The 12830-nt window shown below is 62.0% G+C and carries 14 protein-coding genes; 4 read left to right on the top strand and 10 right to left on the bottom strand.

What is annotated here, in order from left to right; genetic code table 11:
* Nucleotides 1-23 precede the first annotated feature (23 nt).
* Nucleotides 24-929, top strand: coding sequence for a 4-(cytidine 5'-diphospho)-2-C-methyl-D-erythritol kinase (locus LQK84_RS08050; RefSeq protein WP_230828172.1), 906 nt, complete (start codon nt 24-26; stop codon nt 927-929).
* Complete coding sequence (moaB, locus tag LQK84_RS08045) at nt 916-1467, top strand: molybdenum cofactor biosynthesis protein B (RefSeq protein ID WP_230828171.1); 552 nt, start codon at nt 916-918, stop codon at nt 1465-1467. The genes LQK84_RS08050 and moaB overlap by 14 nt, the downstream gene beginning before the upstream one ends.
* Here the strand turns inward: moaB and LQK84_RS08040 are convergent, their stop codons facing one another.
* Nucleotides 1468-1998, bottom strand: coding sequence for a glycosyl transferase (locus LQK84_RS08040; RefSeq protein ID WP_230828170.1), 531 nt, complete (start codon nt 1996-1998; stop codon nt 1468-1470). It lies immediately after the preceding gene.
* A 145-nt stretch (nt 1999-2143) separates the two neighbouring features.
* On the opposite strand from LQK84_RS08040, the gene LQK84_RS08035 reads away from it, so the two are divergent.
* Together LQK84_RS08035 and LQK84_RS08030 are read left to right on the top strand one after the other, a co-directional pair.
* Complete coding sequence (locus LQK84_RS08035) at nt 2144-3301, top strand: PA0069 family radical SAM protein (RefSeq protein WP_230828169.1); 1158 nt, start codon at nt 2144-2146, stop codon at nt 3299-3301.
* A gap of 110 nt (nt 3302-3411) precedes the next feature.
* On the top strand, nt 3412-4095 hold the full coding sequence (locus LQK84_RS08030) for a ribonuclease HII (RefSeq protein ID WP_230828168.1): 684 nt from the start codon (nt 3412-3414) through the stop codon (nt 4093-4095).
* 130 nt (nt 4096-4225) lie between these two features.
* On the opposite strand, the gene LQK84_RS08025 is transcribed toward LQK84_RS08030, so the two are convergent.
* From LQK84_RS08025 to LQK84_RS07985, 9 genes are all read right to left on the bottom strand, one after another.
* Nucleotides 4226-4717 carry a F0F1 ATP synthase subunit B gene (locus LQK84_RS08025; RefSeq protein WP_230828167.1) on the bottom strand — a complete coding sequence of 164 codons (492 nt, stop codon included), beginning with the start codon at nt 4715-4717 and terminating at the stop codon, nt 4226-4228.
* Nucleotides 4718-4730: 13 nt separating this feature from the next.
* Entirely contained in the window at nt 4731-5321 is a 591-nt protein-coding gene (locus LQK84_RS08020; protein ID WP_230828166.1) for a F0F1 ATP synthase subunit B, read from the bottom strand.
* 89 nt (nt 5322-5410) lie between these two features.
* Complete coding sequence (locus LQK84_RS08015) at nt 5411-5635, bottom strand: F0F1 ATP synthase subunit C (RefSeq protein WP_109855594.1); 225 nt, start codon at nt 5633-5635, stop codon at nt 5411-5413.
* 70 nt (nt 5636-5705) lie between these two features.
* Nucleotides 5706-6467, bottom strand: a complete 762-nt coding sequence (locus tag LQK84_RS08010) for a F0F1 ATP synthase subunit A (protein ID WP_230828165.1) — start codon at nt 6465-6467, stop codon at nt 5706-5708.
* Between the two features lie 84 nt (nt 6468-6551).
* Entirely contained in the window at nt 6552-6887 is a 336-nt protein-coding gene (locus tag LQK84_RS08005) for an AtpZ/AtpI family protein (RefSeq protein ID WP_230828164.1), read from the bottom strand.
* 258 nt (nt 6888-7145) lie between these two features.
* Nucleotides 7146-8321, bottom strand: a complete 1176-nt coding sequence (locus tag LQK84_RS08000; protein ID WP_442966919.1) for a cell wall hydrolase — start codon at nt 8319-8321, stop codon at nt 7146-7148.
* A gap of 118 nt (nt 8322-8439) precedes the next feature.
* Nucleotides 8440-10341, bottom strand: a complete 1902-nt coding sequence (locus tag LQK84_RS07995) for a potassium transporter Kup (protein ID WP_230828163.1) — start codon at nt 10339-10341, stop codon at nt 8440-8442.
* Between the two features lie 30 nt (nt 10342-10371).
* Nucleotides 10372-11349: a magnesium transporter CorA family protein gene (locus LQK84_RS07990; RefSeq protein ID WP_230828162.1), complete on the bottom strand. Its 978-nt coding sequence runs from the start codon at nt 11347-11349 to the stop codon at nt 10372-10374.
* Nucleotides 11350-11622: 273 nt separating this feature from the next.
* Nucleotides 11623-12750, bottom strand: a complete 1128-nt coding sequence (locus LQK84_RS07985) for an Mrp/NBP35 family ATP-binding protein (RefSeq protein WP_230828161.1) — start codon at nt 12748-12750, stop codon at nt 11623-11625.
* Between the last annotated feature and the right edge of the window lie 80 nt (nt 12751-12830).

Here is a 12830-nt window from a genome sequence, read left to right as displayed (position 1 = left end):
GCAACCGTATAGGACATTTCGCCATGGCTCTGACTGAAATCGCCCCGGCGAAGATCAATCTTGCGCTGCACGTCACCGGGCAGCGCGAGGATGGCTATCATCTCCTCGAAACGGTCGTGACCTTCTCTGACGCCGGCGATGTCGTGACGGTCGATGCGGCGCCGGAGGATTCATTCTCGATGTCCGGCCGCTTCTCGCAGGGTCTGTCGCGGGAAGCCGGCGGATCCGACGGCAATCTGGTGCTCCGGGCGCGCGATGCGCTGCGCGAGGCACTCGCCGAGGAGGGGCTGAGCGCCCCACCTGTTGCCATTCATCTCGAAAAGAACCTGCCGGTCGCGTCCGGCATCGGCGGCGGCTCTGCGGATGCGGCGGCGACCTTGCGCGCGCTGCTGCGCCACTGGCATGCAGCACCGGCGGCGGCGACGCTCGACAAGCTGAGCCTGAAGCTTGGTGCGGACATTCCGATGTGCATGGTGGGCAGGCCGCTGATGGCCAGCGGCGTCGGCGAAAACCTTGCCCTCCTGCCCGGCATGCCCTCCTTCCACGGCATTGTTGCCAATCCCCTGCAGCCGGTTTCGACGCCGCAGGTGTTCCAGCGGCTGACGGAGAAGAACAATCCGTCGATGGGAGCGCTGCCCGTCCTCTCCGGCACGGGCGATTGGCTTGCCTGGCTGGCGAGCCTCCGCAACGATCTGGAACCGCCGGCGCGGCAGCTGCAAAGCCGCATTGCCGAACTCTCCGGCTTGATGCAGGATTCCGGCGCTGCCCTTGTCAGGATGTCCGGTTCGGGTGCAAGCTGCTTTGCGCTCTATGAGCGGGAAGAGCAGGCGAGCGAGAGTCTGGAGCGGCTGACGGCAGCACGGCCGCAATGGTTCTTCATGCAGACCCGCACGGTTGGAATCGGAGACATGAACGATGCCCGGACTTGACGAGACGCGGCCCTTCATCCCCGTCGGCATTGCGATCCTGACCGTCTCCGACACGCGAACGCTTGCCGACGACAAGTCGGGCGATACGCTGCAGGGGCGGGTTCTGGACGCCGGGCACACGCTGATCGACCGCGCCATCGTGACCGACGACAAGGCGCTGATCCGCGCCCGCGTCGAAGCCTGGACGAAACAGGACGATATCGATGTCGTCATCACCACCGGCGGCACCGGCTTTACCGGGCGCGATGTGACACCGGAAGCTCTGGAGCCACTGTTCGAGAAGCGGATGGATGGTTTCTCGGAAGTCTTCCACCGGATTTCCTACGACAAGATCGGCACCTCGACGATCCAGTCGCGCGCCACGGGTGGCGTTGCCAATGCGACCTTCATCTTCGTCCTGCCGGGATCACCCGGCGCCTGCAAGGACGCCTGGGACGGCATTCTGAAGGGGCAGCTCGACTATCGCCACATGCCCTGCAATTTCGTGGAGATCATGCCGCGGCTGGACGAGCATCTGAGGCGCGGCCAGCCCAAGTGATCAGTCGGCCAGTGCGCGCTCGCGCGCCGTCACCCAGGCCGGAATGATTTCGGAGCGCAGCACGCGCTTCTTCAGCCCCGAGGCCAACGTCTCCAGATCAAAGCCGGTGCGGACGATGGAAATCGCCTGACGCTTGGTGAGGATGACGCCATTTTCCAGCGCCGAGCGCTTGCGGCCGATGCGCTTGAGGAACGGCTTTCTAAAGGTTCGGGAATCGGAAAACCGTGCCGGGTCGCGGGTCACGGACGCGTATTCGAAGATTTCCTCGATCCAGCCGGGTTGCGGCCGGGCGCCCGGTTCGATGAGAAACAGCCAATCGCCGCGCGCAGCGTCCAGCACGTCCTTCATGTCCCAGTCGTCGTAATAGCGGCAGCCCGCCGCTTCGGCGAGCTTCTGGATGCCGTCGCTCGAGCCCTTGTCGAGAATGAGAACATCCGAAACGAGGCCCTCGACAGCACCGGACACCAGCGCATTCAGCGTATGCGCCGCCTCTGTCTCCTGATCTCTGCATTCCATGATGATCGTCAGCATGAAACCGATTTAACGCATTGCAGCATGAAATGCCACAATTCTGTCATCGGGGCTGCCCGCAAGTTTGTTCTTGTCTTGTTCTCTTTTTCGCGATAGGAATATAGTCATTGAAACGGCGGCGAGTCTGGTCGCCAAGGAGTTTCCGATGGCAATTCGAACGGATTTTGCCGAGGGTGCTTTCGCGCCCTCGCACAGGGCAGACATGGCCGAAGCGCTGGCAAACGCATCCGGTGCGCGCATCGAGATCAACCGCCGGCGCGGCCGTGCCTCGGCCCTCAACATGGCGGGCCGCTTCGAGACGCTGGAGCGCACGCGGACCGACGACGGCTGGGACATCCCCGAGGAACTGCCACCTTTCAAGACCGAAGTGCAGGTGGAAAAGCCGCGCACGGCGCTGACGCGCAACGAGTCGCCCGATATTCCCTTCGACCGCTCGATCAACCCCTATCGCGGCTGCGAGCATGGCTGCATCTATTGCTTCGCGCGGCCGACGCATTCCTACATGGGCCTTTCGGCTGGGCTCGACTTCGAGGCCAAGCTGTTTGCCAAGCCCGATATCGCCAAGCTTCTGGAACGCGAGCTTTCCAAGCCCGGCTACAAGCCGCGGCCGATCGCCATCGGCACCAACACGGACCCCTACCAGCCGATCGAGAAGGAATGGCGGATCATGCGCCAGGTTCTCGAGATCCTGGAGACGGCGCATCATCCGGTCACGATCGTGACGAAGTCGGCGCTTGTCACCCGCGACATCGATATTCTCTCCCGGATGGCGCAGAAGGGGCTGGCAAAGGTCGCGCTCTCGGTGACGACGCTGGACCGCCCGCTGGCCCGCGCCATGGAGCCGCGCGCCGCAACGCCAGCAAAGCGGCTGGAAGCGATCCGCGAGCTTTCGGAGGCCGGCATTCCCGTCGGTGCAATGATGGCACCGATCATTCCAGGCCTGAACGACCACGAGATCGAGCGGGTGCTGGAAAGCGTGAAGACGGCCGGTGCGCGGGAAGCGAATTATGTGATCCTGCGCCTGCCCTTCGAGGTCAGTCCGCTCTTCCGCGACTGGCTGCTGCGCAACTATCCGGACCGCTATCGCCATGTCATGTCGCTGGTGCGCTCGATGCGCGATGGCAAGGATTATGACGCCGAATTCGGCAAGCGGATGAAGGGCGCCGGGCCCTATGCCTGGCAGATCCATCGCCGCTTCCAGATGGCCTGCAAGCGGCTGGGTCTCGACCAGCAGCGCCTGCCCTTGCGCGACGATCTCTTCGTCCCGCCGCTTGGATCAGGCGTGCAGCTGTCCTTACTGTGATCTTTGCTCTCCAGTCGCCGTGATGTTCCCCGCTTCACGGCTGCTCACCCGGCGGACCGCCTCTCCGCCGGGACTTGCGGGGAATCGGCGCGGCATGCCAAAATCGCCGCATGATCAAACGCGTGCCCGCCGATTCCCCCACTCTTTTCGCCCTCCCCGATGGGCCGGATTTCGCCTTCGAGGACATGGCGCGTCGCGAAGGCTTTTCGCAGGTTGCGGGCGCGGATGAGGCCGGGCGTGGTCCGCTGGCGGGGCCGGTCGTGGCCGCCGCCGTCATCTTCCACGACAAGCGGGCCGCCCCCAGGGGACTGAACGACTCCAAACAGCTCAGCATGGCGCAGCGCGAATATCTCTTCGATGAGATCATGGCGACCGCGAGCGTTGCCATCGCCTCCTCCAGCGCCCCCACGATCGACCGGACCGACATTCGCAAGGCGAGCCTTGATGCCATGCGCCGGGCGCTGCTGCTTCTCACCGTGCAGCCGGACTATGCACTGATCGACGGGCGCGATGTGCCCGCAGGGCTGCATTGTCCCGGCAAGGCAATCGTCAAGGGCGACGCGCGTTCAATCTCCATCGCTGCAGCCTCGATCATTGCCAAGGTGACGCGCGACCGCATGATGACGCGTGCCGGCCTCGTCTATCCGGCCTATGGCTTCGAACGCCATGCCGGATATGCGACGGCCGAGCATCGTGCCGCGATCACGATGGTGGGCGGCTGCATGCTGCACCGCTGGAGCTTCCGCCCGCTTCGCAGGGACGATAGCGCCGTGGAAAACAGCGGCTCCGAGTGAACCCGGGGGGGCCGGCCGCGTCGATGGCGGCCAAATGGCCATTCAGCCGCAATGCTGGATCTTCATCACCCCAAACGCAAAAAGGCCGGCGCGAGGCCGGCCTTTTCGAAAATCCGTTTCAAGCGACTGATCAGTTCAGGCGCGTGCGAACCTGCTCGATCGCGTTCTGGAAGAGTGCGTCGCCAGTGGCGCCGGTTGCCTTTTCGGCGGCAACCTTCTGGGCAGCTGCGATGGCAATGTCGACGGCAGCAGAGCGAACGGCGTTGATCGCGTCGGCTTCAGCCTGCTTGATCTTCTGCTCGGACAGCTGGTTGCGACGCGCGACATAGTCTTCCGTCTTGCGCTTGGCTTCGTCGGCAAGCATGGCCGCTTCGCGCTTGGCGCTGGCCAGGATGTGTTCTGCCTCGGCTTCGGCTTCCTTGCGCTTGCGCTGGTATTCAGCCAGCAGCGCCTGAGCCTCTTCGCGCAGACGAGCGGCTTCAGCAAGCTGTGACTTGATGTCGTCAGCGCGCTTGTCGAGAGCCTTGCCGATCGTGCCCGGAACCTTGAGGTAGATCACAAGGCCGAGGAACAGAAGCAGCGAAACGAAGGCCCAGAGTGTTGCCCAATCTGTTGCGTTCATCGAAGAACCCTCCTCAGTTGCCTGCGGCCGACTTGACGGCGGCAGCGGCTTCCGCGCTCGTCAGCTCAACGCCAACGACCTGACGGACGATTTCGATTACGGTTTCTTCGGCAATCGAACCGACTTCTGCGAGAGCCGCAGTCTTGATCGATGCGATGTGCTTTTCGGCAGCAGCCAGCTTTTCAGACAGGCTTGCTTCAACAGCGGCGCGTTCCTTCTCGGCCTCGGCCTTGACGGCGGCACCGGCTTCGGCAGCGATGCCGGCAGCCTTGGAGCGCGCGTCGGCGAGTTCCTTTTCGAAGGCAGCAACGGCTGCATCCGATTCGGCCTTCATACGCGAAGCTTCGTCGAGGTCGCGCGCAATCCGGTCCTGGCGATCTTCAAGGATCGCACCGATGCGAGGCGCAACCGCGCGGGAAATGATCAGGTAGAAAATCCCGAACGTAATCGCCAGCCAGAGGATCTGGGAGCCGAAGTAGTACGGGTTGAACGGCGGGAAACCGCCTTCGTGGCCGGCTGCTTCCGCGGGAACCTGCGTTCCGGCGGCATGCGCGTCCTGCGCTGCAGCTTCCGTTGACGCGGCAAAAGCCGATGTCACGAACATTGTCACCTCCAGGTGCGGATACGTCATGAAAAAAGGGCCACGATGTTTCGCCTTGCGAAGCCCGTGGCCCTCTTTGGATCGAAGAGGTATCAGCCGAACAGGGCGAGCAGTGCTACGAGCAGCGAGAAGATGCCCAGAGCTTCCGTAACGGCGAAGCCGAAGATCAGGCGGCCGAACTGGCCGTCAGCTGCCGACGGGTTGCGCAGTGCGCCAGCGAGGTAGTTACCGAAAATGGTGCCGAGGCCGATGCCTGCGCCGCCCATGCCGAGGCAAGCGATACCAGCGCCGATGTACTTTGCTGCTTGAGGATCCATGTTCTACTCCTTGGAAATGGTTTTGTTGCGGCTTTAGACTGACGCCGATTTGGCGTCAACGTTTTTTTCCTTAGTGTCCCGGGTGCAGAGCGTCGTTGAGGTACATGCAGGTCAGTACTGCAAAGACGTATGCCTGGAGGAACGCGACGAGGAATTCGAGACCGGTCAGCGCGACTGCCATCAGGAGCGGCAGGACAGCGCCCACGACGCCGACGGCGCCAAGAGAACCGAGCGAGAAGACGAAGCCCGCAAACACCTTCAGCGTGATGTGTCCGGCCAGCATGTTGGCGAAAAGACGAACCGCGAGGCTGATCGGGCGGGACAGGAACGAGATGATTTCGATGGCAACGACGAGCGGCAGAAGAACGCCGGGAACGCCGCTCGGAACGAACACCTTCAGGAAGTGGAAGCCATGCTTGTAGAGACCGTAGACCACGACGAGGCCGATCACAAGGATGGCCAGCGCGAAAGTAACGATGATGTGGCTCGTCACCGTGAAGAAATACGGGATCATGCCAAGAAGGTTGGCGACCAGAATAAACATGAACAGCGAGAAGACCAGCGGGAAGAACTTCATCCCGTGGGCGCCGGCGCCGTCGCGCAGCATATTGGCCACGAATTCGTAGCTCATCTCTGCCATCGACTGGCCGCGGCCCGGAACGAGCGCGCGGCTGGAGGTCGCAAGGTAGAGGAATGCGGCTGCCGCAATCACGGTCAGCGCCATGAAGAGCGAGGAATTGGTGAACGAGAGGTTCAGCCCGCCAAATTCGATGTGAAAGAGTTCCTTCAGATGGAACTGGTGGATCGGATCAACCTTGTCAGCTGCAGACACAGTCAAGTCTCTTTCGTTCTGTCGCAATCCGTTCGGGATCGCGTCTTTTCATCATCGTTGCCGCGAGCATCACGCCCGGGCAGTTCATTTCCTGTCGTCGCCGCGCTTCTGAGGCTGGGGTGTCGCCACCACGCCGAGCGCGCGCATTACATTCAGTACCGCCGCAGCGAACCCGAGCATCAGGAAGACAATCATCCCCCAGGGCCCGGTTCCGGCCAGCGTGTCGACGAGATAACCGATCAATGCGCCCGCGATGACGCCCGCAATGAACTCGCTGGAAACCTTGATTGCCTGGGAATATGCGCTCTTGTCTGCGCCCCTGGCCTTGTCCCCTGCCCTGTCAGCGGCCGTCTTTCGCTCCGCCAGACGCTCGCCCAATTCGTTCAGGCGCCTGTCGAGACCGTCTTCCCCGTCGTCCATGTCAGCGCCCTCCACGGTCCGTTTGTACAGCGATCTTCCGGCAATCGCGCCAACACGGCAGTTTTGCGGCGCCAGTATGGCCCGTTCCTCAATTCGCGCGCAACATAGTTTTGTGAACCCGTCTAGTCAAGGCTGACCGGGAATGATCTTTCAAAGAGTTTCACAAGCAAAATCAATTGGTTGCAAATGCGAGACGAAAGTTATCCGGAATTGACTGCAATAAAGGGGTCAAAAGGCCGCAGTCGAAGGGCCGGAAGCCTAGCTCCAGCCGCCATAACGGGTGCGATAGAAGATGTGATCGCCGATGCGCGCCACCCGTTTCATGCTTCGCGCCCATGCGGGATGAACGTAGGTGGCGTGATAGTGCGTGGCCGAACCCACTTCCGGAAGCCAGATCTTGCCGGCCGTGACGGCCATGGCGACATCCTTGGCGATCTTCCAGCTGTCACGGTTCAGGATGCGGTCGAGGAAGTTGTCGCAGGCAAAGGAGAACTGGCAGCGGTTCTGCCAGCTTTCGTTCTGGAAGACGACGCCGCAGATGGTTTTCGGATAGGCGGGATTGCGCACGCGGTTGAGGATGACCTGGGCCACGGCGGCCTGGCCCTTCAACTCTTCGCCACGCGCTTCGAAATAGATGCCGCGCGTCAGGCAGTCCTGCTCTTCCTCGTTGAAGACAATCGGTGGCAGCGGCGTTGCAGCCCAGGCGTGATCCTTAGGACCGATTTCAGGAATGAAGCGTCCGTCGTCGGCATCCTTGTTCAGGATCGAATCGAAGGGGGAGACGCGCGCATAGTCGGGGCCGGAACTGGCATAGGCTGTCGCCAGGATATCGGCGCGCTTGTTGGTGACGAGTTCGGCGATTTCCGTCGGCACCGTGTCGTCAACCGCCTGCGGCTGCTTCTTTACATAGAAGGTGCCGGCGATCTGGAGCTCCTTGCCACCGATCTTCGGCTTCACGAAGGCCAGCTCCTTGTCGAGCTTGGTCAGCGGCGCGAAGTTGAAGCTGGTGCGGTCGAGGATGGAGCCTGCCGTGAAGGCCTTTGGCGGCGCGACCGGGATGATGGCCAGGATGCGCGATTTTTTCAGGCTCCGGGTTACGCGGGCTTCGTCCGGGGTGCCGCCCTCGCCCTTTGTTTCGTCCCGCAATGCGACCTTTGTGCCGTCGGGCATGGCGAGGCCACCGCCGCCGACAATGCTGCTGGTTTTCGTCGGATCCTTGAAGACGACATCGGCCTGCTGGATGGAGCCCGCAGGCGAACGGGTGAGCAGCATGTTGCCGCCACCGCTGTTCAAGCCGGCCAGATAGGCGGCAATGTCCGATCGCCCGGTTTCCGTGGGCATCGCCATATGCGCTGCAAGGCCAAAGGCGGCAATCGTCAATAACTTGCGGTTCACAAAGCCGCTGGCGCCCAGCGCAATCGCATTCCTACGCACGCACGCAACTCCAAACTGCATTTCTTCGATGCAGATGAAAATGCATTATTAACCTTGATACTTGGTTAACATGCCTCACACGCGCAGTTGTGCCCGCAAGCCGGCTGCAATGCAAGCGTCAGATGACGACCTGCGAACCCAGTTCGACCACGCGGTTGGACGGCAGGCGGAAGTAGTCCGAGGGACGCGTCGCGGTGTTGGCAAGGCCGATGAAGAGCTTGTCCTGCCAGAGCGGCATGCCGCCATCCGGGCTTGCCAGCAGCTGCCGGCGGCCGAGATAGAACGAGGTCGACATGATCTCGAACTTCATCCCTTCCTTGCGGATACGGCCGAGCGTCTTGGTGATGTCGGGCATTTCCATGAAGCCGAAACGGACTTCGAGGCTGGTGAAGCGATCCGACAGATGCGACAGCGAATAGCGGATGTCATCCGGCACATAGGGCTTGTTGGCCGTGCGCACCGACAGGATGATGTTCTGTTTGTGCAGGACGTGGTTGTGCTTGATGTTGTGCAGGAGCGTCGCCGGCGCAAACCCCGGATCGGAGGTCAGGAAGATGGCGGTGCCGGGAACGGTGACCGGCGCGTGGTCGCTCTCGCGGCTCACCATCTCGATGAACTTGTCGATCGGAATGTTGTTGGCCTTGGCCTTTTCGGCGAGGATGCGGCTGCCACGACGCCAGGTCCACATGACGACGACGATGCCGCCAGCGATCATGATCGGAACGTAGCCGCCGTCATGGATCTTGAAGAGGTTCGCACCGAGGAAAACGAGTTCCAGTGCCAGAAGCGGCAGCAGACCGGCAATCGCGGCGGCGAGGCTCCAGTGCCACTGCTTGCGGACAAACTCGAAGGCCATGATCGTGGTGATCGTCATCGCGCCGGTCACCGAAATGCCATAGGCCGTTGCCAGCGCGTCGGAACTGCGGAAGCCGAGAACCAGAAGCACCACGCCGAACATCAGGATGAGGTTCACGCCCGGCAGGAAGATCTGGCCGGTATGGGTCTCGGACGTGTGCTGGATTTCCATGCGCGGCAGGAAGTTGAGGTGGATGGCCTGACGCACCAGAGAGAACGCGCCGGTGATGACGGCCTGGCTGGCGATGATGGTCGCGGCGGCGGCCAGAATGATGGCCGGCAGCAGTGCCCAGGACGGGAACATCAGGAAGAAAGGATTTTCGGCGCCTTCCGGATGCTTCAGAATGAACGCACCCTGCCCAAGATAATTCAACATCAGCGCCGGAAAGACGAGCCCGAACCAGGCGAACTGGATCGGCCGGCGGCCAAAGTGGCCAAGGTCGGCATAGAGCGCTTCGGCGCCCGTGACCGTCAGGAAGACTGCACCCAGAACAACGATGCCGATCCATTTCTCCTGAACGAGGAAGGTTGCCGCATGGTAGGGGTTGAGTGCCGTGAAGATCGTGAGGTCATCGGCGATATGGTAGACGCCGATGGCGCCCATGACGAGGAACCACAGCGCCGTGATCGGGCCGAAGAAGGCAGAAACGGCTTCGGTGCCGCGCGACTGCACCAGGAACAGGATGACAAGGATCGTCAGCGACAGCGGCAGGACGAATTCCTTCAGCTCCGGCGTGACGAGCTGGAGACCTTCGACAGCCGACAGGACCGACAGCGCCGGCGTGATCATAGCATCGCCCAGGAAAAGTGCCGAGCCTGCAATGCCCATGAAGAAGAGGATGGCCGCATGGCCATTGGCCGTCTTCATCAGCAAGGCGAGCAGCGACAGCGTGCCGCCTTCGCCGCCGTTGTCGGCGCGCAGCAGGAAGAGCACGTATTTCAGCGTGACGATGATCGTCAGCGTCCACAGCATCAGCGAGATGATGCCGATGACCTCGAAGCGATCAAGACCGTCGGCGGAGACCGGACGCAACGCCTCCTTGAAGGCGTAGAGCGGGCTGGTGCCGATGTCGCCATAGACGACGCCGACGGAACCCAGCGCCAGCGTCAGCAGGCTCTTCAGCCCGCCGGGCTCCTGATTTTCATTTTCAACGGAATTGCTCATGATGAACCTTCGCGCTCCAAGCTGTGACGCTCAGAGCCACCCTTTCCAACGGAAAAAGAAAAATGGAACGACTGCCGACACGACCATCACACATAACGCAAACGGATAGCCAAAGGTCCATTCGAGTTCCGGCATGACCTTGAAATTCATGCCGTAGACGGATGCGGCCAGCGTCGGCGGCAAAAACACGACACTGGCGATCGAGAAGATCTTGATGATGGCGTTCTGCTCGAGATTGATGAAGCCGAGCGAGGCATCAAGAAGAAAGGTGATATTGCCGGACACGAAGTTGGCGTGTTCGGAGAGCGACTGAACGTCCCGCGTGATCGTGCGGCACAGTTCGCGCATGTCCTTGTCCTCCTGCAGCACCGGCAGGGCATAGAAGAAAGTCAGGAGCCGATAGAGCGAGGCGAGGCTGTCGCGGGTCTTGGCGACGAGGCGCTGTTCTTCGCCGATATGGAAGAGGATGGCCTGCGGAAACGCCCTGCTCCGCTGCCCTTCGCGCACGTTTGCGGAAAAGACCTGGCGGGAAATGCCGTCGACCTTGCGTTCGGCCATTTCGAGGATTTCGGCGTTGCGGTCGCTGATGGTTTCGAGCAGGCGCGACAGAACCTTCATGCCGGACCAGCGGCCGTCCACGCAGCGCGGAAACGCGCCGACGAACAGGCTGATCGACTTCGGCTCGGCATAGCGAATGGTGACGAGCCGGTCCTTGGCCAGAACGAAACCCACGTCCACCAGTTCCGGCTGTTCGCTCTCGGCGCGCCAGACCACCGAGGCCGTCATGTAGATGGCGCCGTTTTCGGAGTAGAGGCGGCTCGACGGCTCAATGTCCTTCAGCTCGTCGCGGGTGGGAACGGCAATGCCCAGCAGGCGTTCGACCAGCGTTTCCTCATCGCGCGTCGGGCAATGAAGATCGATCCAGACGGTCTCGTCCGGACAGACATCAATCGGCTCTGCGGCTGCAAGAGGCCGTGCGCTGCCATCAGCGCCATAAAGCATGATCATGAAACGGGATGGTCCCTGCCAATTTGAAACGTCGTGTGCGGTGTTATCGTCAGGCTCGAAAGCCGCGTCCGCTGTCCTAAGGATTTTTCCTACGTTCATTTCAATTATGCGGGAGCCAGGCGGGTTTCCGTAACCACCCCGGGAAGGCTCCTGCTGCGCTGCATTCAAACCACAGGCCGGTTAAGATTCCAAGCGGAAATTTGACGAAAATCCGGCTTTTCAGAGATGTGCACCTGTGGCGTACCGTCGCTGGGGCAACAGGTCTCGCCCGCATCATTCAAAGGAAATCTCCGGGAATGCCGGGGCTGCGCGGCCTTCGATCCCTTCCCAGACCTTGCGGGCGATGTCGCGATAGGCCTTGGCATGAGGGCCATCGGGATGGCTGACGACAACGGGCGTGCCGGCATCGGAATTCAGGCGGATCTCCATGTCGAGCGGAATTTCGCCGAGGAACGGCGCGCCGATCTTGGTCGCCTCCGCCTTCGCACCGCCGTGGCCGAAGATATCGTGGGTCGTGCCGCAATTGGGGCAGACGAAATGGCTCATGTTTTCAACGATGCCGAGGATCGGCACCTCGACCTTGTTGAACATGTTGACGGCCTTGCGGGCGTCGATGAGCGCAAGGTCCTGCGGCGTCGAGACGATGACCGCGCCGGCAAGCGCCGCCTGCTGGGCAAGCGTCAGCTGCACGTCGCCGGTGCCCGGCGGCATGTCGATGACCAGAACGTCGAGATCGCCCCAGGCGACTTCGCGCAGCATCTGCAGGAGCGCCGACTGGATCATGGGACCGCGCCAGATCATGGCCGTGCCCTCATCAACGAGGAAGCCCATCGACATGACCTTCATGCCGTAGTTTTCCATCGGGCGGATCAGGCGACCGTCAATCTGCTGCGGCCGGCCGGAAATGTTCATCAGGCGCGGCAGCGACGGGCCATAGATGTCGGCGTCCAGAACCGCGGCGCGCAGGCCGTTGGCCTGGAAGGCGAGTGCGAGATTGACCGCGGTCGTCGACTTGCCGACGCCGCCCTTGCCGGAGGCGACAGCGACGATAGCGCCAATGCCGGGGATCGCCTGCTTGGCTACCGCGCGTGGCTGCGCATGCGTATGTGCCGGGCGTTGCGCCTGCGGCGGCGGCGTGGGCGCGCCGGCCTTGCGGTCAGCAGTCAGCACGACAGTCGCGGCCGTGATGCCCGGAACAGAAGCCGCGAGGGCGGCGGCCTGCTCGCGCAGGGGCTCGAGGCTGTTTGCGGATTCGGATGGAACGGAAATGGAGAAATAGGCCTTGCCCTGCGACACGAAGACATCCGACACCAGCCCAAGGCTGACGACGTCTTTTCCCGTGCCCGGCATTTGCAGCGTTTTCAGCTTGTCGAGGACGCTTGCTGAAAGTTCTGCCGACATCGCATTCTCCTTGCACTTGCCCGCGCCGTCCTTGTGAACGGCCGCATTTCGGGGCCTCATTTAAGGTAGCGCAGGCTTTC

The sequence above is a fragment of the Rhizobium sp. C4 genome (assembly GCF_021026315.1).
Taxonomy (GTDB): Bacteria; Pseudomonadota; Alphaproteobacteria; order Rhizobiales; family Rhizobiaceae; genus Ensifer_A.
Note: the sequence above shows the minus strand (reverse complement) of the source record. Positions and strands in the feature narration are given on the sequence as shown.